The sequence below is a fragment of the Achromobacter xylosoxidans A8 genome (assembly GCF_000165835.1).
In the GTDB taxonomy this organism is placed as follows: domain Bacteria; phylum Pseudomonadota; class Gammaproteobacteria; order Burkholderiales; family Burkholderiaceae_B; genus Achromobacter; species Achromobacter xylosoxidans_B.
In genome coordinates this window covers 2,450,311-2,469,546 of sequence record NC_014640.1, presented here as the reverse complement: position 1 = coordinate 2,469,546, position 19,236 = coordinate 2,450,311, and the positions used below count along the sequence as shown (strand labels likewise).

The following is a 19,236-nucleotide window of genomic DNA, read 5'->3' as shown; positions in this document are numbered from 1 at the left end:
CGGTCTGGCGCCCGCGCCGCACCCGCCCTTTGTGCTCGGCGACGCGCCTGCTCCACACTTGGCGCCCGCCCTCAGCGGCGCGCCTTCTCCACATTCGGCAACAGGATCGCCACCACGCCCAGCAAGGGCAGATAGGCGCAGACCTGGTACACGTAGCCTATGCTGGTCGCGTCGGCCAGCTTGCCCAGCGCCGCGGCGCCCACGCCGCCCATGCCGAAAGCGAAGCCGAAGAACAGGCCGGCGATCATCCCCACCTTGCCCGGCACCAGCTCCTGCGCGTAGACCACGATGGCCGAGAAAGCCGAGGCCAGCACCATGCCGATTATCACCACCAGCACGCCCGTCCAGAACAGGTTCATGTAGGGCAAAAGCAGCGTGAACGGCGCCACGCCCAGGATCGACACCCAGATCACGATCTTGCGGCCGATGCGGTCGCCGACCGGGCCGCCCACCACCGTGCCCACCGCCACCGCGGCCAGGAACAGGAACAGGTAGAGCTGCGCCTCGCGCACCGACAACGCGAACTTGTCGATCAGGTAGAACGTGAAGTAACTGTTCAGGCTGGCCAGGTAGAAATACTTGGAGAACACCAGCACGCCCAGCACCACGAGCGCGCCCAGCACCTGATTGCGCGACAGCCCGTGACCGGCCCCCTCGCGCCGCGCGCGCGGTTTGAGCCGGACGCGGTTGGCGCTGTACCAGCGGCCGATGCCGGTCAGCACCACAATGCCGAACAGCGCCGCCAGCGAAAACCACGCCACGCTGCGCTGTCCGTGCGGAATGATGAAGAGCGCGGCCAACAGCGGCCCCAGCGCCGAACCCACGTTGCCGCCCACCTGGAACAGCGACTGCGCCAGGCCGTGACGCCCGCCGGACGCCATGCGCGCCACCCGCGAGGATTCCGGATGGAACACCGACGAACCCGTGCCCACCAGCACCGCGGCCACCAGCAGCCAGCCGAACGACGGCGCCATCGACAGCAGCAGCAGCCCCACCAGGGTGAAGCCCATGCCCACCGGCAGCGAATACGGCTTGGGATTGCGGTCCGTGTAGAAACCGATGAAGGGCTGCAACAGCGAGGCCGCAAGCTGGTAGACCAGCGTGATCAGGCCGATCTGCGCGAACGACAGGCTGAATGAATCCTTCAGCATGGGATAGATGGCCAACAGGATCGACTGGATCATGTCGTTCATCAGGTGCGCCACGCTGATCGCGCCCAGCACCTTGAAAGCGGTGGACGGATCCGACGAGGCGGCTGACGGGGGGGCCGTGTTGGCGTCGGCGATGCCGGCGGCAGGGTTCTGGGGTGGATTCATGAGCGACGGACGCGAATAAGGGGATGGGCATGCCCGGCACCGTGCCGAGACCTGCTGCCAGTGTAGGAATCCGGGCCGGATCCCATATGCCAACTTTCGTCGTTTAAGTGACAAAATACGGAAACCGCACTTGAGCCGACTCTCTCATCCTTACGCCGGAAGTGACACGCATGCCCGCCCGACTGCTTTTGACCGATCCCACCCGCAGCGTCAATCCGCAGGACTACCAGCACCGGCCGCGCGCGGTGACGGCCATGGCCAAGGAATTCCCGCCCGGCACCCGGACGGGCACCCATTCCCACCCGCGCGCCCAGCTGGTCTACGCGGTCGAAGGCGTGATGCGCGTCACCACCCCCAGCGGCTTCTGGGCCCTGCCGCCGCTGCGCGCGCTATGGGTGCCGGCGGGCGTGCCGCATGGCGTGGACATGGTGGGCGCGGTGTCCATGCGCTCGCTCTACCTCGAAGCCGAGACCGCCTGCGGCTACTGGCCGCAATGCCAGGTGGTCGAGGTCAGCGGCCTGCTGCGCGAACTGATCCTGGCGCTGACCGCCGAACCCATCGAGTACCCGCTGGGCGGCCGGGCGGAGCAGATCGCCGCCCTGGTCCTGTCCGAGCTGGCCGCCGCGCGCGTCGCGCCGCTGCAGATCCCCTGGCCGCGCGACCGCCGCCTGCAGACCATCTGCGCGGCGATCCTGGACGATCCCGGGCTGCAACGCGGCATCGAGGACTGGGGCGACGAAGTCGGCGCCAGCGCACGCACGCTGATCCGCCTGTTCCAGGCGGAACTGGGGCTGAACTACCGGCAGTGGGTGCAGCAGGTCCGGCTGGCCGAGGCGGTGTGCCGGCTATCGCAGGGCGTGCCGGTCGCGCGCATCGCCTCCGACCTGGGCTACCGCAGCGCCAGCGCCTTCTCGGCCATGTTCCACCGGGCGCTGGGCGCCCCGCCGCAGGGTTACCTGAAGAACAGCTGACTGAAGAACGGCTAACTAAAAAGCGGCTGACGCGTGCAACCGGACTTGCCGTTTGTCACGGCCCGCAATACATTTCAGTGCGTTCCCGCAGCGCAGCACCGCGACAAAGCCGCGCCGGGCGTATGCTGGAACCCGTCCCTGAATTCCCCCGGCATTTGCGCTGCTTCCGCCCCCCGGGCAAGTTTGGTTACCGAAACCTTATTGCTCCCTGGGCGGTCTATAGCGTTCTGCCCTAGAATCGCCTGCAATGAGCACCCCCCAGCAATCCTCCGCCACCCCGGGCGGCAAACCGGGCCTCCCCTGGAAACGAATCCTGATCAAGGCTGGCGTAGCCGCCGGCGGCGCCGCCGTGTGCGGTGGCATCGCGCTCGGCCTGGCGCTGGCCCTGGCCTGGCCCAGCCTGCCCGACCTGCACGCCATGACAGACTACCGCCCGCGGGTGCCGCTGCGCATCTATACGGCGGACAAGGTGCTGATCGGCGAATACGGCGAAGAACACCGCAACGTACTGCGCTTTGACGAGATCCCGCCGGTGATGCGCCAGGCGGTGCTGGCGGCCGAGGACGACCGCTTCTACAGCCATGGCGGCGTCGACTGGATGGGCGTGGCGCGCGCGGTGCTGACCAACCTCGTCAAGGGTTCCAAGAGCCAGGGCGGCAGCACCATCACGATGCAGGTGGCGCGCAACTTCTACCTGTCGTCGGAAAAGACCTATTCGCGCAAGTTCTACGAGCTGCTGCTCACTTTCAAGATCGAATCCGAGCTTTCCAAGGACCAGATCCTTGAGCTCTACATGAACCAGATCTACCTGGGCCATCGCGCCTATGGTTTCGCGGCCGCCTCGCGCACCTATCTCGGCAAGCCCTTGTCGGAAGTGACGCCGGCCGAGGCCGCGATGCTCGCCGGCATCCCCAAGGCGCCGTCGCGCTTCAACCCCATCACCAATTTCCCGCGCGCCGAGATCCGCCAGCACTACGTGCTGGGCCGCATGAAGACGCTGGGCTACCTCACGCCCGAACAGGCCGATGAAGCGCTCAAGCAGCGCCTCACCATCCGCGGCGCGGACGGCGCCAGCGCGCGCGGCTTCGCCATCCATGGCGACTACCCGGCCGAACTGGCGCGCCAGCTGATGTACGGCGTGTTCCAGGAACAGACCTACTCCAAGGGCATCGATGTCTACACCACCATCGATTCCAAGGACCAGGAAGCCGCCTACCGCGCCGTGCGCGACGGCGTCATGGACTACACCCGCCGCGCCGTGTATCCCGGCCCGGAAGACCAGATCGACCTGCCCGACGGCGTCGAGCAGGACGCTGCCGCGCTGGACGAGATCCTCGACGGCGTGCAGGAAAAGACGCCTGACAGCGAAGACCTGCTGACCGCCGTGGTGCTGGCCGCCAGCCCCACCGAAGTGACACTGGCGCGCAGCGCGCGCGACATCATCACCATCAGCGACAAGAAGGCGCTGGCAGTGGTGGCCCGCGCGCTCAATCCCAAGGCCAGCGACAGCCAGCGCCTGCGCCGCGGTTCGGTGGTCTATATCCACAAGAACGGCGACAGCTGGGAAATCATCAACATGCCGACGTTGCAGGCGGCGCTGGTCTCGATGGTGCCCCAGGACGGCGCCATTCGCGCCATGATCGGCGGCTTCGACTACAACCGCGGCGGCTTCAACCGCGTAACGCAGGCCTGGCGCCAGCCCGGCTCCAACATCAAGCCCTTCGTCTACGCCGCGGCGCTGGAGCGCGGCCTGACCCCGGCCACGCAGATCTCCGACCAGCCCTTCATGCTGACCGCGGAGCAGACCGGCTCCAAGGCCTGGCAGCCCAAGAACGACGGCAACAAGTACGAACCCATGCTGACCTTGCGCCAGGGCCTCATGCGTTCCAAGAACATGGTGTCGATCCGCATCCTGCAGGCCATTTCGCCGCAGTATGCCCAGGACTACCTGACCCGCTTCGGCTTCGACAAGTCGCGCTGGCCGGCCGTGCTGCCGCTGGCCCTGGGCGCGGGCGGCGCCACGCCGCTGCAGGTGGTCAACGGCTACAGCGTGTTCGCCAACGGCGGCTACCGCGTCACCCCCTACCTGGTCGACCACGTCACGGACCGGTCGGGCAACGTGTTGATGAAGGCGCAGCCGGTGGTCGCCGGCGACGAGCAGGCGCGCGCCATCGATCCCCGCACCGCCTGGGTCATGGACGACATCCTGCGCGGCGTGACGGTCAGCGGCACCGCCGCCCGCGCGCACCAGGTGCTCAAACGCAATGACATCGGCGGCAAGACCGGCACCACCAACGAGGCCGTGGACGTCTGGTTCTCCGGCTTCACGTCCGGCCTGGCCACCACGGTCTGGATGGGCTTTGATCAGCCCAAGTCGCTGGGCACCAACGAATTCGGCAGCGGCCTGGCCCTGAGCACCTGGCTGGACTACATGCAGCCGGCCTTGAAGGGCGTGCCCGAAACCAAACCCGCGCCGCGCCCGGACGGCCTCATCGTGGACAACGGCGAATACTATTTCGCGGAGTTCCCGCCGGGCCAGGCCGTGGCCTCGCTGGACCTGTCCTCGGGCGATGCGCTGACCGATTTCCTGAACAACAACCGTTCGACGGACGGCGTGGACACTTCGGTCAAGCCCTTGCCACCCAGCGGCGCCGTGCCGCAGAGCAGTCCTGGCCAACCGCCCGTGGCCCTGCCCGTCCCCGTGGCGCCCGCGGGCGGCGCGCCGGCCGGCAATGTGCCTGTCATCCCGCCCATCCCCGTGCCGCGCGTGGACGCCGACACCCCTGCCCGCGCCAGCGCCGTCAGCGGCGCCGGACCGGTGGCCGCCCGGCCGCTGTAACCGGTCCCGGCGCCAGCCGCCGGGAATTCAAGCCTGCTATTCCTGCTCCGCGAGTTCGGTCACGACCTCGCGCGGCCAGGCCTGCAGGGATTCCAGGTCCAGGAAGGTGAAGTAGCCGGATTTCCAGCCCTCGGTGTCGATGTGATAGACGTTGCCCAAGAGCAAGGGCGCCGGCACCGGCGTGTGCCCGGCCACCACCGCCCGTACGCCCCGGATGCCGGTGCGGTCCATCTGCCGCAGGCGGTCGCGCGACCACTGGCATGCAGCGCTGGTGCGCCGGTAGCGGTCCTGCAAGGCGGATTCCAGCCGCGGCCAGAACAGCACAGGACAATCGGCATGCAGCAGCCCCACTGCCCCTTCCAGCGTTTCAACCTCGATGGCGATAGGCAATTGCGCGAAGGCCTCGGCGAACACCTGCTGCCGATCCGAGGGCAGGTCCAGGAACCAGCCGCCGCCGTAGCCGCGCCAGTTGTCCACGTCCACCTGCCCGGTGCGTACGTGGCGGATCGCGTAATCCTCGTGATTGCCCTGGACCGCGTGGAACCAGGGCCGGGCCAGCCATTCCAGCGCGGCCTCGCTTTCCGGACCGCGGTCCACCAGGTCGCCGACGGAAAACAATCGATCCCGGGACGGATCGAAGCCCAACTGGTCCAGGCTTTCCTGCAGGCGGGAAAAATGCCCATGCAGGTCGCCCACCGCAAAATCGCGGCCTAGCTGGTTGCGCGGGACTTTGAGAAAACGCTGCTCCATGATGATCAGGACTGCCACTGGGTTGATGCTGGATCCCTCTTTTTAACCCGCTTTCAAGCCCACCCGGCTGCCCCCCCTAGCAAGGCCATGGTCAAAATTTGGTTACGAGAATCGATATTATTCGCGATAATATCCAGTTTTCTCCAACCCGCGCCTGCAAGGGCCCGCCCCCCATGACTGCCGCGTCCACCATCAAAACCTGGTACCTGGTCCACAAATGGACCAGCCTGGTCTGCACGATCTTCCTGCTCATCATCTGTCTTACCGGTTTGCCTCTGGTGTTTCACCACGAGATCGAACACTGGCTCGACGATGGCAAGCCGCTGTCCGACGTGCCGGCCTCGACCCCTCGCGCCAACCTCGACCAGTTGGTCGACAGCGCCCGCGCCATGTATCCGGGCGAAGTCGTCGACTACCTGTTCTTCGACCCCGACGAGCCGCAAGTCTATGTGGGCATGGCGAAAACGCCCGGCGACGGCCAGGTGTCCGGCCACGCCGTGCGCATGGACGCGCGCACCGGCGACGTGCTGCTGGACGGCCCGCTCTACACGCAGGACAAGTTTTCCTTCATGGGCATCATGCTGGCGCTGCACGTGGACCTGTTCGCGGGGTTGCCCGGCGAGCTGTTCCTGGGCTTCATGGGGCTGCTGTTCTGCGTGGCCATCGTTTCCGGCGTGGTGCTCTACGGCCCCTTCATGAAGAAGCTGGAATTCGGCACCGTGCGCGCCACCCGCTCCACCCGCCTGAAATGGCTGGACCTGCATAATCTGCTGGGTATCGTGACGCTGGTCTGGGCCTTCGTAGTGGGCATCACTGGCGTGATCAATGAGCTGTCCACGCCGCTGTTCCGCCTGTGGCAGTCGACCGAACTGGTGCGCATCCTGGAACCCTACAAGGGCCAGAGCGTGCCCACCGAGCTGGCATCGGCCCATGCCGCCGCCGATACGGCCCGCAAGGCCCTGCCCGGCAACGAAGTGTCCTTCATCGCCTTCCCCGGCAACGCCTTCGGCAGCCCCCACCACTACATCACCTGGATGCGCGGCGACACGCCGCTGACCTCCAAGCTGAACACGCCCGTGCTGGTGGACGGCAAGACCGGCGAACTGACCACCGTGGCCAAGATGCCCTGGTACCTGACCGCGCTGGAAGTCTCGCGCCCGCTGCACTTCGGCGACTATGGCGGCCTGCCCTTGAAAATCATCTGGGCGCTGCTGGACGTCATCACGATCGTGGTCCTGGTCAGCGGCCTCTATCTCTGGCTGGCCCGCCGCCGCGCCACCGAAGCGCGCATCGCCGAACTCGTGCGCAAACACCAAGCCGCCGCCATCCCCAAAAGGACTCCCGCATGAGCAAGACAGCCCGTGGTTTCATGTTTGTCTGGGGCGCCCCGATCCTGCTGGGCGTGCTCAGCGTGTTCGGCTTGCTGGCCGCCCTGCTGGGCACGGGAGGCTGGCACTGGGCGTCCTGGACTTCCCTGGCCATCCTGCTGGCGGTGATCGCACGCTATTGGGTGTTTCCGCTGAAACCGTAGCGCGCGCGGCGCGCCAGGCGCCGCCCGCGCGCAACACGGCTACTTGCCAAACACTTCCGGGTCCGGCCCCAGGCGTCCGCCTTCCTTGATACCGTCGATGGCGGCCATGTCCGCCGCCGACAGCTCGAAGTCGAAGACATCGATGTTCTCGCGGATGCGGGCCGGCGTCACCGACTTCGGAATCACGATCAGATCGTTCTGCAGGTGCCAGCGCAGCGTCACCTGGGCGGGCGACTTGCCGTGCTTCTGCGCCAGGTCCAGGATGACCTTGTCCTTCGCCACGCCGCCCTGGGCCAGGGGGCTCCATGACTCCGTCGCGATGCCGTGCCTGGCATGGAAGTCCCGCAGCGCGCGCTGGGTGAAGCCGGGGTGCAGTTCGACCTGATTGACCGCCGGCGTCACGCCGGAGGCGTCGATCAACCGTTCCAGGTTGGCCTGGGTGAAATTGGACACGCCGATCGAACGCGCGCGGCCGTCTTCCTTCATTTCGATCATGGCCTTCCAGGCATCCACGAACTTGGTGCTGCCAGCCACGGGCCAATGGATCAGGTACAGGTCCACATAGGCCAGGCCCAGTTTTTCCAGGCTCTCGTCCATGGCTTTGTGGGCCTCGTCGTAGCCGTGCCTGTCGTTCCAGAGCTTGGTCGTGACGTACAGATCCTTGCGGGCCACGCCGGCCGCGCGCAGGCCCTCGCCCACGCCAGCCTCGTTGCCATAGATGGCCGCGGTGTCCACCGAGCGGTAGCCGGCCGCCAGCGCCTCTTTCACGCTTGCGGCCGCCTGATCGTTCGGCACCTGCCAGACGCCCAGGCCCAGCTGGGGAATCTTGCCGCCGTCGTTCAATTTCACTGCGGGTACTTTCGCCATAAGAACCTCCGTAGCTTGCGACGCGACGTCCGCGCGGCGAATATGCGCCGGGTCGCGCAACCAAGGGGCAGCCAGGCTTCGTCCTTGGTTGAGATAGTAAAGAACGGGCCCGCCAGGCTGCGCCCGAGTCACCGTGCCGGATTGAAAACCCCCGGGAGAGGTGCACACATCCCAGGGGCCGTGAGGCCGATAATACCCCCACGGCCGCCAATTCCTTGAATGCCCCCCGCCAAAGCAGCTATTCCCGCCCCTGGCGCGGCCCCACGGCAGAAATGCCGCCCGTAGCCGATAATGCGCTTCCGACGGCCCGCCGGCCCATGCATAACCCTCCCGGCCCTGACCATGAACGCTCCTGACACGCGGCCCGAGCGCCGCGGCGGTTTCTCCACCCTGCGCACCCTTTTCCCCTATCTCTGGCCGCCCGGCGAAACTGGTCTGAAGGCGCGCGTCGTCGCAGCCCTGCTATGCCTGTTCGCGGCCAAGGCGGCCACGGTCTATGTCCCCCTGCTGTACAAGCAGGCCATCGACGAATTGGGCAAGGGCGCGCCGGGGGCCGTCACGGTGCCGCTGGGCCTGATCCTGGCCTATGGCACCGCCCGGGTGCTGTCGCTGCTGTTCTCGGAGCTGCGCGATGCCATCTTCGCCCGGGTCGGGCAGCACGCCATCCGCGCGGTCGGGCTGCAGGTCTTTCGCCACCTGCACGCACTGTCGCTGCGCTTTCACCTGACGCGCCAGACCGGCGGCCTGAACCGCGCCATCGAACGCGGCACCAAGGGCATCCAGACCCTGCTGTCGTTCCTGCTCTTCAGCATTCTGCCGACCTTCTTCGAAATCGGGCTGGTCTGTATCGTGCTGTGGAAGATGTTCGACATCTGGCTGGCGCTGGCCACCGGCGCCACCGTCACGCTGTACATGGCGTATACGCTGCTGGTCACGGAATGGCGCGCCAAGTTCCGGCGCCAGATGAACGAAACCGACTCCGAAGCCAACACCAAGGCCATCGAGAGCCTGCTGAACTACGAAACGGTCAAGTACTTCGGCAACGAAGAGCATGAGGCCCGCCGCTACGACGCCTCGCTCACCCGCTACGAGCGCGCCGCCGTGCGCAGCCAGGTCAGCCTGTCCGTCCTCAACGTCGGCCAGGCCGCCATCATCTCGGTGGGCCTGACCCTGGTCATGTGGATGGCCGCCACCGGCATCGCCGAGGGCCGCTACACGCTGGGCGATTTCGTCCTGGTCAACACCTACCTGCTGCAGCTGTACCAGCCGCTGAGCTTCTTCGGCTTCGTGTACCGCGAGATCAAGCAGGCCATCATCGACATGGAGCGCATGTTCGAACTGCTGGGACAAGACCGCGAAGTGGCCGACCGGCCCGATGCCCAGCCGCTGCGCGTGACCGGCGGCGAGGTGGAATTCCGCGACGTGCATTTCGGCTACGACACGCGCCGGCCCATCCTGAAGGGCGTCAGCTTCACCATCCCGGCCGGCAGGACCGTGGCCGTCGTCGGCACCTCGGGCGCCGGAAAATCGACCATCGCGCGCCTGCTGTTCCGCTTCTATGACGCCGATGGCGGCGCCATCCTCATCGACGGTCAGGACGTGCGCGAAGTGACGCAAGCCAGCCTGCGGGCCGCGATCGGCGTCGTGCCGCAGGACACCGTGCTGTTCAACGACACCATCCTCTACAACATCGGCTACGGCCGTCCCGGCGCCACCGAGGGCGAGATCCAGGCGGCGGCGCGCCTGGCGCACATCCACGACCTGATCATGGCCATGCCGGACGGCTACCAGACCATGGTCGGCGAACGCGGGCTGAAGCTGTCCGGCGGCGAAAAGCAGCGCGTGGCGATCGCCCGCACCATCCTGAAGAATCCCGCCATCTTCCTGTTCGACGAGGCCACCAGCGCGCTGGACAGCCACACCGAACGTGAGATCCAGGCCAATCTGCGCGAAGTCAGCCAGGGCCGCAGCACCCTCATCATCGCCCACCGCCTGTCCACCGTGGCGGACGCGGACGAGATCATCGTGCTGGGCGAGGGCCGCATCGTCGAACGCGGCCGCCATCCGCAACTGCTGGCGCACGGCGGCGTCTACGCCGGCATGTGGGCCCGCCAGCAGGAAAGCTCCCAGGCCGGCGCGCCGGATTGACAAGCCCGACGCCCTGTCCGAACATCGCACCCTTTTGCATTCCAGGCCACCCATGCAGGATCCGACCCCCGCCCCCGCCGTCCGCGTCTGCGCCTCCGCTGAGCTCGCCAACGGCGGCCTGGGCGTGAAAATTCCCGTGTCCGACGCCGCAGGCCGGACCACCGCGTTCTTCGTGCGCTACCAGGACCGCGTGCATGGTTACCTGAACCGCTGCGCCCACGTGGGCGTGGAACTGGATTGGGAAGGCAGCTTCTTCACCCGCGCCGGCGACCTGATCATGTGCGCGCGCCACGGCGCCACCTACCAGCCCGACACCGGCCTGTGCGTGGGCGGCCCCTGTAAGAATGGCCGCCTGACCGTGCTGGCGGTCGAAGAACGCGACGGCGCGGTCTATTGGCAGCCGGCCGGCAAGATCCGTCCTTTGGGAGACGCGGCCGCCTAGGGCTGTCCCCCCGGGTAAAGCCCTTGCGCGGACCTCAGGCCCGCGCCACCGCGGCTTCAGCCGGCGCCTGCCGTTCCGCGTAGCGACGCGCCAGCACCGCGCAGACCATCAGTTGCATCTGGTGGAAGATCATCAGCGGCAGCACCACCACCCCCATCTGCGAGGTGCCGAACAGCACGGTGGCCAGCGGAATCCCCGATGCCAGCGACTTCTTCGAGCCGCAGAAAACCAGCGTGATCTCGTTTTCCTTCGACAGCCCCAGCTTGCGGCTGCCCCAGGTCGTGACCAGCAGCACCGTGCCCAGCAGCAAGGCGTTGACCAGCACCATGGAGGCCAGGTCGATCGGCGGGAACGCGTGCCAGATGCCCTGCGCCACCGCCTCGCTGAACGCGGTGTAGACGGCCAGCAGGATGGAGCTGCGGTCCACTTTCGACAGCGTGCGGTTGTTGCGCTGGGCCCAGGCGCCGATCCAGGGCCGCAACAGGCTGCCTACCGCGAACGGCAGCAGCAACTGCAGCAGGATGCGGCCGGCATCGGCCAACCCGTGCCCGCCGCCCTGGCGGTGCAGCAGCACCGCCACCAGCAGCGGCGTCAGCACGGTGCCCAGCAGGTTGGACGCCGTGGCCGCGCAGATCGCGCCCGGCACGTTACCGCGTGCCATGGAGGTAAAGGCGATCGACGACTGCACGGTCGAAGACAGGGTGCAGACGAACAGCACGCCCAGCCACAGCGACGGCGTCAACAGATTGGGAAACAGCGCCCGCAGCCCCAGGCCCAGAGCCGGAAAGAGCACGAAGGTGCAGGCCAGGATCAGCGCATGCAGGCGCACGTCCTTCACCCCCGCCACGATGGCATCCGTGGACAGGCGCGCGCCATGCAGGAAGAACAGCAGCGAAATGGCGATGTTGCTGGCCACTGTCATGAAGGCCGCGCCCTGGCCCACGGCCGGGAAGAAGCTGGCGAAGACCACCGTGGCGATCAGGATGAGCGTGAATTGGTCGGGCAGGAAGCGGCGCATGGCAAAGGTTTCCGTACAGGTTGCGGAAAACTATAGGCGCGCCTCTTGCCATCGTGAAGACCACTAGGTACTTTAACTGTCATCGGAATCTTCTATGACCAGGCCGCCATGCTCAATCCCCTCTGGCTCAAGACCTTCACGGCCGCCGCCGCCGCCCCCAGCTTCACCGAAACCGCCCGGCGGCTGGACCTGACCCAGCCTACGGTCAGCGAGCACATCCGCCAGCTGGAGCAGGCCCTGAACCGCCGCCTCTTCCAGCGCGACACGCACTCGCTCGCGCTCACCAGCGACGGCCGCAGCCTGCTGGTGCATGCCCAGATCATCCTGGACGCGCACGAACGCGCCGAGCGCCTATTCGACGCACCCCGCCTGCGCGGGCGGGTGCGCCTGGGCACCTCGGACGACCTGGCGATGGGTCCCCTGCCCGACGTGCTGGCCGCGTTCCGGCTGGCCCACCCCGAAGTGGAACTGGACCTGACCATCGGCGTCACCAGCGAGCTCTACAAGCTGCTGGACGACAACGGCCTGGACGTGATGATAGGCAAGCGCCGCAAGGGCGACCGCCGCGGCCAGACCCTGCACAAGGAAGCCCTGCTGTGGCAGGCCAAGGAAGGCCTGCGCGTGGCGCCCGGCGAACCGCTGCCGCTGATCCTGCTGCGCGAACCCAGCGTGACGCGCAGCCTGACGCTGGACGCGCTGGCCCGCGCCGGCCGTAGTTGGCAGATCGTGTGCACCAGTACCAGCTACGCGGGCTGCCAGGCCGCCGCCCGCGCCGGCCTGGGCATCACGGTGCAGCCCTCGCATCTGTCCACCGCGGGGCTGGCCGCGCCGGCGGGCGCCGCGCAGTTGCCGGCGCTGCCGCAGGTGGAATTCATCGTGATCTCGGCGCCCGCGCCCAACAAGCCCACGCGGGCACTGACCGAGATTTTGATGCGCAGCACGCTGACTTGAGGCGCGGCATCTAGTGCTCGCGGCGCGTATCTCGAATCGCAATGGGCGCACGGTCCATTGCCATCAGCAGCTCACCCAGCCCTCGGGCCGTCGCCCCCTCCATCCGCCCGCCCGGCCCGCAAACCTCGTCCGCGCTGGTCCAGGCCGGCGCCGCGCCTGGCAGGCGGCGCGCGCGCAGCCAACCCTGGCGGTCGACCATGAACTGCGCGCCCGCCAGTTCACCGGGCAGCACACCCGCCGCCAGCGCGTAGGCGTTCCAGGCGTCCACGCCCGCAGCCACGCAATCTGCAGCCACGTCCAGGGTCTCGCCGCGCGTCAGCGCCACGGTCAGCAGACGCGGATCTTGCGGCTCGTCGGACGCGTCCGGTACCTGCGCCATCACCCGCAGGGGCAGTCCGCGCAAGCCGCTGAGCCGGGTCGCCCGACCGTCGCGGCAGACGATATCGACGACCGGCGCAGCGACTGCCGGCATGCCGCTGCCGCCATAGGCCCGCAAGCGCAGATAGTCCAGCATCTGCCAAATCTCGTCAGCACTCAACGTTGCACCGAACGCGGGCATCACGGGCTTGCCGGCAGGCTCCTGGCCGCCATGCGCGATGCGCCAGTGCAGCTCCCCTTCCAACCGGTTCTGGAACAGGGCCGGTCCCAGCACGCTGGGCCACACCGGCAGGCTGGCCGCGAGCTCGCCCCGTCCATCGGCTGCCGCACCATGGCATGCGGCGCAATGCGCCTGGTACAGCCGCCCGCCTTGCAGCAGGTTGGCGTCGGAAAACGGCAGCGGTGAAAGCTGATAGGAGGAACTGTGCGCCTCGGTCAGCAACATCTGCGGACGCGGCCAGTCGGTCAGCAGCGCCAGCGCGGCGGCGGCGCCCAGCCATGCCAATCGCCGGCGCTTGGCGAACAACGCGCCGCACAGCAAGGCCAGCGCCGCCGCCGACTGCGCCAACGCCAGCCACAGCTGGCGCCAAGTGTGCGGACTCACGGGCAGGTCCGGGTCGTAGCGCCACGCGAACGGCCAGTAGGCCAGTACGGGAGCCTGGACCAGCGACCTCCAGATCGCTGCGGCCAGGAACAGCGCCAACGCGGCCAATCCGATCGTCAGCAGCACCGCAACGCGTCGCCGGGCCGGCCGAGCCGCACAAGCGACCGCCGGCTGACGCCGCGCGATGCTCACCACGTCGCGTCCAGCCCCAGCAAGGCCAGCGCGCGATGACGCAAGGCCGCCAGGCGCGGATCACCGCGATGCCTGGGGTAAGGCAGATCGTTGACGATCTCGTCCTTGATCCGCGCCGGCCGCTCGCTCAGCACTACGATGCGCGTGGCCATGAACAGCGCCTCCTCCACATCGTGCGTGACCAGCAAGGCCGTGTAGCCTTCGCGTTGCCACAGGTCCACCAGTTCGGACTGCATGGCGATGCGGGTCAGCGAGTCGAGCTTGCCCAGCGGCTCGTCCAGGATCAGGATGCGCGGATCGTTGACCAGCGCGCGCGCCAGCGCGGCGCGCTGCGCCATGCCGCCGGACAGCTGGTGCGGGTAGGCCTGGCCGAACGCCTTCAGACCCACGCGCTGCAAGGCCTCGTCCACCCGGCTGCGCTGCGTCTTCAACAGCCCGCGCGCCTGCAGCCCCAGGGCCACGTTGTCCCACACCGTGCGCCAGGGATACAACGTCGGATCCTGGAACACCACGATGCGCGAAGGCGAAGGTCCCGTGATGGGCTCGCCGTCCGCCAGCAGGCCGCCTTCGGCCGGAGGCTCCAGGCCCGCGACCAGGCGCAGCAGCGTGGACTTGCCACAGCCGCTGGGTCCCAGCAAAGCCACGAACTCACCCGGCTTCACGTCCAGGTCTATGCCGTCCAGCACTGGCAACTCCGCACCATCCAGGTCGAAGTGATGGTTCACGCCGCGCACGGCCAGCGCGGCGCCGGATGCTTTCTGTTGTTCAGACACGGCCGCCGCTACCATTTCACCACTCCCTTTTGCCAGGCCAGGAGGCGGTCGCGTCCCAGGAACAGCAAGGTGATGAGGCCCGAGAACACCAGCGCCATCACGATCAGGGCGCCGTACATATTGGCGTAGGAGGCCCATCCCTGGGCCCACGACAGGTACCAGCCCAGTCCAGACTTCACGCCCATCATCTCGGCCGCCACCAGCACCGAGAACGACGCGCCCAGGCCCATGAACAGACCCACGAATACCTGCGGCAAGGCCGCCGGGATCGCCACGCGCAGCACCAGGAACCATTCATTGGCGCCCATGGTGCGCGCCACGTCGTAGTAGGCCCGGTTCACGCCGGCCACGCCCGACCAGGTCAGCACCGTGACTGGAAACCAGGTGGCCAGCGCGATCAGGAAGACGGCTGCCGACCAGCTCGACGGAAAGAAGAAGAACGCCATCGGCAGCAAGGCCGTGGACGGCACCGGCCCCAGGAAACGCAGCACCGGATGCACCCAGTAGCCCAGGCCGCGCGACCAGCCAATGGCCACGCCGGTCAGAAAGCCTGCGGCGGCGCCCAGCAGAAAGCCGTTGGCCAGCAGCCACAGCGAGTTCGCCAGGCTGTCGGCCAGCCGTTTGTAGTCGGTCGCGTAGACCTCGATCAGCGACTGCGGCGGCGCGAAGAACGGGCTGGGCAGGAGCGCCAGCTTGGCCGTCGCGATCTCCCAGGCGCCCACTGCCACGGCCAGGGCCGCGAGCCAGGGGCCCGCGCGGTGCAAGGCGCGCACTGCACGCAACTGCCCCGCCCCCGGCGCCGCCGCCAGCAACAGCAGCAACGCCAACGCCAAGGCCGCCGCGCCGAATTCGCGCGTATAGCCCCAGGACGAAAAGCCGACTTCCACATTCGGCCATGACAGCGTCACAGCGCCCACGCCCGCCCACAGGATGGCGGCCACGATGCCAGACTTCCACAAGCGCCGGTCGCGCGCAGGCGGATTCGCGCCCGCGGCCGGGGCATGCAATACGTCAGCCGAGGACATTGGGCACCACCACTTGCGCGTACTTGTTGACGTCCAGGCCCGCGCTCAGCACCTTGATCGTCTTCAGGTCCTTGGCATAGCCCACGATCTCTTCGCGCAACGCGGCGCCCGTCGAGGCATGGCCATGGCTATGGCTGCGCAGGATCGCGGCCACGCGTTCGGCCGGCACCTTGCCGGGCACATAGGGCGCGAAGATGCGTGCCGTCTCGTCCGGGTTGGAGGCCGTCCAGCGCTGCGCGTCGATCACCGCGCGCGCAATGGCTGCCGCGGCCTCGGGATCCTTGCGCACTAGGTCGCCGCGCAGGCCCAGCACGCAGCAGGTGCGGTTCTCGTAGTCGCCCTCGATGTTGGTGGCGATCTCGCGCAGCTTGCTGTCCTCGCGCAGCGTGTAGATCAACGGATCATCGCCCGCGATGGCGTCGACCTCACCCTTGCGCAGGACTTCGCCGAACAGGTCCTGCGGATACTGGCGCCAGTCCACCGATTCCGGATCGATGCCCAGCTGCGCCACGCGGATCGCGAAGAAGTTCTTCACCGGACTGGCTTGGTCAGACACCGCCACGCGGCGTCCCTTCAGATCGTTGACGCTCTTGATCGGCGAGTCTTGCGCCGTCAGCAAGCGCATGCAGCCGCCATGCGTGCCCACGGCCAGCTTCACGTCAAAGCCCTGTTCCAGCGGCTTCAACCAGCGCAGCGCCATGCCGATGCCGCCATCGGCGTGGCCGGTGGCGATCGCCTCCAGCAGCTGATCGGTAGAGCCGCTGAAGTTGATGCGTTCGACCTTGAGGTTGTATTTGTCGAAGAATCCGCGTTCCAGCGCCACCGACACAGGCGACTGGCAGACCGCGGTCTGGCTCCATGCAATCTTGAAAGTGCGCGGCGCCGCATTGGAGGCCAGCACGCGCGAGCCCAGCATGCCCAGCGGCGCGGCAAGGCCCGCGGCGCCTGCCGCTCGCAACAGCGCGCGGCGCGAGATTCCCCGCGTGGAGATGGTGCGGGAATGGACGTTCGTATTCATCAACCTTCCTTTTGAGCAGACTGTGAATGGCGATGATTGCCATGCGGCATCATCGGCCTGCGCTCAGGGGTTCGACAAATACAAAGTCGGGATAACAATATGGGCGGCGCATCGCCGCCCAGGAGCCGGACTACTCGGGCAAGTGATCCGGAACACCGTCCTCGTCGACCTGCTTGACGCGGTCCAGCGCGTTGCGCGCGGCCGACATGGCCTCGACCGTGCTGCGGAAGCGCCGGCTGATGAAGATCTCGAAGGCCTGGGTGTCCGGCTCGGTGTCCTGCACGTCTGCCGGCGCGGCGTCAGCCGCTTGCGCTTGCGCGTCCGCCTGGGCCGCGGCCTGCGCGTCCCGTTCGGCCTGGCTCTGCTTCTTCGGCAGCCGCCGCGTTTCGATGAAAGCACGCGGCGGCACGCGCCCCTCGGGTTGGGTCGCGTACGCGAGCACCGAAAATCCGTTGATGATCTTCTCAGCCATTGCGGTTCCGTGTGGCCGCGTCCAAGAAAGGCGCGGTTCCTTGTTACCGACTACGGCCCGCCGCGGGGAAACTTAAGCCAGCGCGGCCTGGCGCGCGCGCACGTACGCCGCCACCTGCTCCAGCACGTCGGACAGGTCGGCCTGCAGCGGCGCGAAGCCCGCATTGCGCTCGCGCGTAGCCTCGTCCATGTACAACGGACGGCGGATTTCCACCTGCAGGCTATGGCGGTTCAAGGCCGGCTGGCCGATCTGCGCGATCAGCTGCACGCCCTTGTACGGGTCGTTGCGCGCCACGGTATAGCCCTTGCCGCGCAAGGCCGCCTCGATCAGGGCGATGAACTCGGGCTCGCAGGTCGTGCCATCGCGGTCACCCAGCACGAAGTCCGCCAGCGGATGCTCGCTCTGTCGGCCCAGGCGCTCGTAGGCATCGTTGGGCATGGAGTGCAGGTTCAGGTGCCAGACCGCGCCAAAGCGCTGCCGCACCTGCTGGATCGCCTGCGACAGGGCCGCGTGATAGGGCTCGTAGTACGCCTGTATGCGGTGGCGCACTTCGGCCAGCGTCAGCTTGCGATCGTAGATCGGCGTGGACCTGTCCATCCTGCGCCAGATCAAGCCCTTGCCCAGGCGGGTCTTTTCGCCCGGGTCCAACGGTTCGGGCCAGGGTTGCGCCAGCAGCTCGGGGTCCAGATCCTGCAGCGTGCGATTGGGGTCGATGTAGACTCGCGGAAAGTTCGCGGCGATCAGCGTCGCGCCCAGGGCGGGCGCCGCCGACCACAACGCGTCCACATGCGTGTCCTCGCCCTGGCGCAACTGCGCCAGGGTGGCCGCGGCGCCGAAATCGTCCGGATAGCGCTCGCCGCTATGCGGCGAATCGCAGACCAGCGGCAGGGCCGGGCCCGTGGGCTCGTGTACGGAAACAGCGTCGAAGTCGGCGTGGGTCATCGTCAATCAGCCTGAATGTTGGCGGTCTTGGCGACCTTGGCGTAACGGGCCAGGGCCTGCTGGATCTGCGCCTCGAATTCCTGGGGCGTGGTGCGCACCAGCGTACCACCCACTTCCTCGGCCTTCTTGCGGAATTCCGGATCATCCTGCGCGGCGCGCACCGCCTTGTTCAGGCGTTCGATCACGGCCGGCGGCGTGCCAGCGGGCGCCACCAGGCCGAACCAGCCGCCCGTGCCCATGTCGGGGTAGCCCAGTTCGATGTAGGTCGGCACGTCGGGCAACAGCGGGGAGCGTTCGGCGCCCAGCACGGCCAGCGCGCGCAGCTTGCCGCCCTGCACCTGCGGCAGGGTCGAGGACAGGTTGTCGGTGATCGCGTCCACCTGCCCGCCCATCACGTCATTGAGCGCCGGACCCGCGCCGCGGTACGGCACGTGCAGCAGCTTGATGCCGGACAGCATCATGAAGTTCTCGATGTTGACGTGGCCCAGCGAGCCCACGCCCGGCGAGGCGAAGCTGTAGCGTTCCGGCTGCTTCTTGGCCAGAGCCACGAATTCGGCCATGTTCTTGGCCGGCAGGCCCGGGTTGATCGCGAAGATGCTGGGCACCGCGACCACATTGGCCACCGGCACGAAATCCTTCACCGGGTCGTAGTTCATCTTGCGGAACACGGCCGGGTTCGAGCCGTGCGTGCTCATCGTGGCCATGCCGATGGTGTAGCCGTCGGGCGTGGCGCGCGCCACCTGCTCCATGCCCATGGAACCGCCGGCGCCGGCCTTGTTCTCGACCACGATGGTCTGCTTCAGGTCGCGGCCGGCGTACTCGGCCACCAGGCGCGCCACGATGTCGGTCGAACCGCCGGCGGCGAACGGCACCACCAGCTTGATGGGGCGGGCGGGATAGTCGGCGGCTTGGGCGATGCCGGCGAAGGTCAGCGTGGCAAACATGCCGGCGAGCGCGAAGCGCGCGGACCGGCCCAGAAGACGGCGGGACATGGGGATG

Annotated in this window: 18 protein-coding genes; 7 read left to right on the top strand and 11 right to left on the bottom strand. The window is 67.6% G+C overall.

Annotation, left to right across the window (positions count from 1 at the left end):
* Positions 1-71: 71 nt before the first annotated feature.
* Positions 72-1,316 (bottom strand): MFS transporter, encoded by a 1,245-nt coding sequence (locus tag AXYL_RS11575; RefSeq protein ID WP_013392971.1) that lies wholly within the window; start codon positions 1,314-1,316, stop codon positions 72-74.
* 170 nt (positions 1,317-1,486) lie between these two features.
* Between AXYL_RS11575 and AXYL_RS11570 the strand changes: the two genes are divergently transcribed.
* Both AXYL_RS11570 and AXYL_RS11565 read left to right on the top strand, forming a co-directional pair.
* Positions 1,487-2,287 carry an AraC family transcriptional regulator gene (locus AXYL_RS11570; protein ID WP_013392970.1) on the top strand — a complete coding sequence of 267 codons (801 nt, stop codon included), beginning with the start codon at positions 1,487-1,489 and terminating at the stop codon, positions 2,285-2,287.
* Positions 2,288-2,534: 247 nt separating this feature from the next.
* Positions 2,535-5,126 carry a penicillin-binding protein 1A gene (locus tag AXYL_RS11565; RefSeq protein ID WP_013392969.1) on the top strand — a complete coding sequence of 864 codons (2,592 nt, stop codon included), beginning with the start codon at positions 2,535-2,537 and terminating at the stop codon, positions 5,124-5,126.
* 36 nt (positions 5,127-5,162) lie between these two features.
* Here AXYL_RS11565 and AXYL_RS11560 read toward each other — a convergent pair whose 3' ends face one another.
* Positions 5,163-5,876 (bottom strand): metallophosphoesterase, encoded by a 714-nt coding sequence (locus AXYL_RS11560; RefSeq protein WP_013392968.1) that lies wholly within the window; start codon positions 5,874-5,876, stop codon positions 5,163-5,165.
* Between the two features lie 173 nt (positions 5,877-6,049).
* Here AXYL_RS11560 and AXYL_RS11555 point away from each other — a divergent pair, with 173 nt between their 5' ends.
* Together AXYL_RS11555 and AXYL_RS11550 are read left to right on the top strand one after the other, a co-directional pair.
* A complete protein-coding gene (locus AXYL_RS11555) occupies positions 6,050-7,225 on the top strand; it encodes a PepSY-associated TM helix domain-containing protein (RefSeq protein ID WP_013392967.1) in 1,176 nt (391 codons plus the stop codon).
* Complete coding sequence (locus AXYL_RS11550; protein ID WP_013392966.1) at positions 7,222-7,407, top strand: hypothetical protein; 186 nt, start codon at positions 7,222-7,224, stop codon at positions 7,405-7,407. The genes AXYL_RS11555 and AXYL_RS11550 overlap by 4 nt, the downstream gene beginning before the upstream one ends.
* Positions 7,408-7,446: 39 nt before the next feature.
* Here the strand turns inward: AXYL_RS11550 and AXYL_RS11545 are convergent, their stop codons facing one another.
* Positions 7,447-8,274: an aldo/keto reductase gene (locus AXYL_RS11545; RefSeq protein WP_013392965.1), complete on the bottom strand. Its 828-nt coding sequence runs from the start codon at positions 8,272-8,274 to the stop codon at positions 7,447-7,449.
* Between the two features lie 342 nt (positions 8,275-8,616).
* Here AXYL_RS11545 and AXYL_RS11540 point away from each other — a divergent pair, with 342 nt between their 5' ends.
* Positions 8,617-10,422, top strand: coding sequence for an ABCB family ABC transporter ATP-binding protein/permease (locus AXYL_RS11540; protein WP_013392964.1), 1,806 nt, complete (start codon positions 8,617-8,619; stop codon positions 10,420-10,422).
* A gap of 52 nt (positions 10,423-10,474) precedes the next feature.
* Complete coding sequence (locus AXYL_RS11535) at positions 10,475-10,864, top strand: Rieske (2Fe-2S) protein (protein WP_013392963.1); 390 nt, start codon at positions 10,475-10,477, stop codon at positions 10,862-10,864.
* A 34-nt stretch (positions 10,865-10,898) separates the two neighbouring features.
* Here AXYL_RS11535 and AXYL_RS11530 read toward each other — a convergent pair whose 3' ends face one another.
* A complete protein-coding gene (locus AXYL_RS11530) occupies positions 10,899-11,882 on the bottom strand; it encodes a bile acid:sodium symporter family protein (RefSeq protein WP_013392962.1) in 984 nt (327 codons plus the stop codon).
* A gap of 108 nt (positions 11,883-11,990) precedes the next feature.
* On the opposite strand from AXYL_RS11530, the gene AXYL_RS11525 reads away from it, so the two are divergent.
* Positions 11,991-12,833 carry a LysR family transcriptional regulator gene (locus AXYL_RS11525; protein ID WP_013392961.1) on the top strand — a complete coding sequence of 281 codons (843 nt, stop codon included), beginning with the start codon at positions 11,991-11,993 and terminating at the stop codon, positions 12,831-12,833.
* A 10-nt stretch (positions 12,834-12,843) separates the two neighbouring features.
* Here the strand turns inward: AXYL_RS11525 and AXYL_RS11520 are convergent, their stop codons facing one another.
* The 7 genes from AXYL_RS11520 to AXYL_RS11490 form a co-directional block, all read right to left on the bottom strand.
* A complete protein-coding gene (locus AXYL_RS11520) occupies positions 12,844-13,941 on the bottom strand; it encodes a c-type cytochrome (protein WP_013392960.1) in 1,098 nt (365 codons plus the stop codon).
* A gap of 62 nt (positions 13,942-14,003) precedes the next feature.
* Positions 14,004-14,795: an ABC transporter ATP-binding protein gene (locus tag AXYL_RS11515; protein WP_013392959.1), complete on the bottom strand. Its 792-nt coding sequence runs from the start codon at positions 14,793-14,795 to the stop codon at positions 14,004-14,006.
* Complete coding sequence (locus AXYL_RS11510; protein WP_013392958.1) at positions 14,789-15,805, bottom strand: ABC transporter permease; 1,017 nt, start codon at positions 15,803-15,805, stop codon at positions 14,789-14,791. The genes AXYL_RS11515 and AXYL_RS11510 overlap by 7 nt, the downstream gene beginning before the upstream one ends.
* Positions 15,792-16,823: an ABC transporter substrate-binding protein gene (locus AXYL_RS11505; RefSeq protein WP_013392957.1), complete on the bottom strand. Its 1,032-nt coding sequence runs from the start codon at positions 16,821-16,823 to the stop codon at positions 15,792-15,794. The genes AXYL_RS11510 and AXYL_RS11505 overlap by 14 nt, the downstream gene beginning before the upstream one ends.
* Positions 16,824-16,953: 130 nt before the next feature.
* Positions 16,954-17,295 (bottom strand): hypothetical protein, encoded by a 342-nt coding sequence (locus AXYL_RS11500; protein ID WP_013392956.1) that lies wholly within the window; start codon positions 17,293-17,295, stop codon positions 16,954-16,956.
* A 72-nt stretch (positions 17,296-17,367) separates the two neighbouring features.
* Positions 17,368-18,237 carry an N-formylglutamate amidohydrolase gene (locus tag AXYL_RS11495; protein ID WP_013392955.1) on the bottom strand — a complete coding sequence of 290 codons (870 nt, stop codon included), beginning with the start codon at positions 18,235-18,237 and terminating at the stop codon, positions 17,368-17,370.
* A gap of 2 nt (positions 18,238-18,239) precedes the next feature.
* Positions 18,240-19,229 carry a Bug family tripartite tricarboxylate transporter substrate binding protein gene (locus AXYL_RS11490; RefSeq protein ID WP_013392954.1) on the bottom strand — a complete coding sequence of 330 codons (990 nt, stop codon included), beginning with the start codon at positions 19,227-19,229 and terminating at the stop codon, positions 18,240-18,242.
* Positions 19,230-19,236: the final 7 nt, after the last annotated feature.

Coding starts and splice junctions, on each gene's coding strand:
- AXYL_RS11540 (WP_013392964.1), top strand. CDS start 8,617: ATGAACGCTCCTGACACGCGGCCCGAGCGCCGCGGCGGTTTCTCCACC.
- AXYL_RS11495 (WP_013392955.1), bottom strand. CDS start 18,237: ATGACCCACGCCGACTTCGACGCTGTTTCCGTACACGAGCCCACGGGC.
- AXYL_RS11545 (WP_013392965.1), bottom strand. CDS start 8,274: ATGGCGAAAGTACCCGCAGTGAAATTGAACGACGGCGGCAAGATTCCC.
- AXYL_RS11525 (WP_013392961.1), top strand. CDS start 11,991: ATGCTCAATCCCCTCTGGCTCAAGACCTTCACGGCCGCCGCCGCCGCC.
- AXYL_RS11500 (WP_013392956.1), bottom strand. CDS start 17,295: ATGGCTGAGAAGATCATCAACGGATTTTCGGTGCTCGCGTACGCGACC.
- AXYL_RS11515 (WP_013392959.1), bottom strand. CDS start 14,795: ATGGTAGCGGCGGCCGTGTCTGAACAACAGAAAGCATCCGGCGCCGCG.
- AXYL_RS11510 (WP_013392958.1), bottom strand. CDS start 15,805: ATGTCCTCGGCTGACGTATTGCATGCCCCGGCCGCGGGCGCGAATCCG.
- AXYL_RS11530 (WP_013392962.1), bottom strand. CDS start 11,882: ATGCGCCGCTTCCTGCCCGACCAATTCACGCTCATCCTGATCGCCACG.
- AXYL_RS11570 (WP_013392970.1), top strand. CDS start 1,487: ATGCCCGCCCGACTGCTTTTGACCGATCCCACCCGCAGCGTCAATCCG.
- AXYL_RS11575 (WP_013392971.1), bottom strand. CDS start 1,316: ATGAATCCACCCCAGAACCCTGCCGCCGGCATCGCCGACGCCAACACG.
- AXYL_RS11490 (WP_013392954.1), bottom strand. CDS start 19,229: ATGTCCCGCCGTCTTCTGGGCCGGTCCGCGCGCTTCGCGCTCGCCGGC.
- AXYL_RS11565 (WP_013392969.1), top strand. CDS start 2,535: ATGAGCACCCCCCAGCAATCCTCCGCCACCCCGGGCGGCAAACCGGGC.
- AXYL_RS11535 (WP_013392963.1), top strand. CDS start 10,475: ATGCAGGATCCGACCCCCGCCCCCGCCGTCCGCGTCTGCGCCTCCGCT.
- AXYL_RS11550 (WP_013392966.1), top strand. CDS start 7,222: ATGAGCAAGACAGCCCGTGGTTTCATGTTTGTCTGGGGCGCCCCGATC.
- AXYL_RS11555 (WP_013392967.1), top strand. CDS start 6,050: ATGACTGCCGCGTCCACCATCAAAACCTGGTACCTGGTCCACAAATGG.
- AXYL_RS11560 (WP_013392968.1), bottom strand. CDS start 5,876: ATGGAGCAGCGTTTTCTCAAAGTCCCGCGCAACCAGCTAGGCCGCGAT.
- AXYL_RS11505 (WP_013392957.1), bottom strand. CDS start 16,823: ATGAATACGAACGTCCATTCCCGCACCATCTCCACGCGGGGAATCTCG.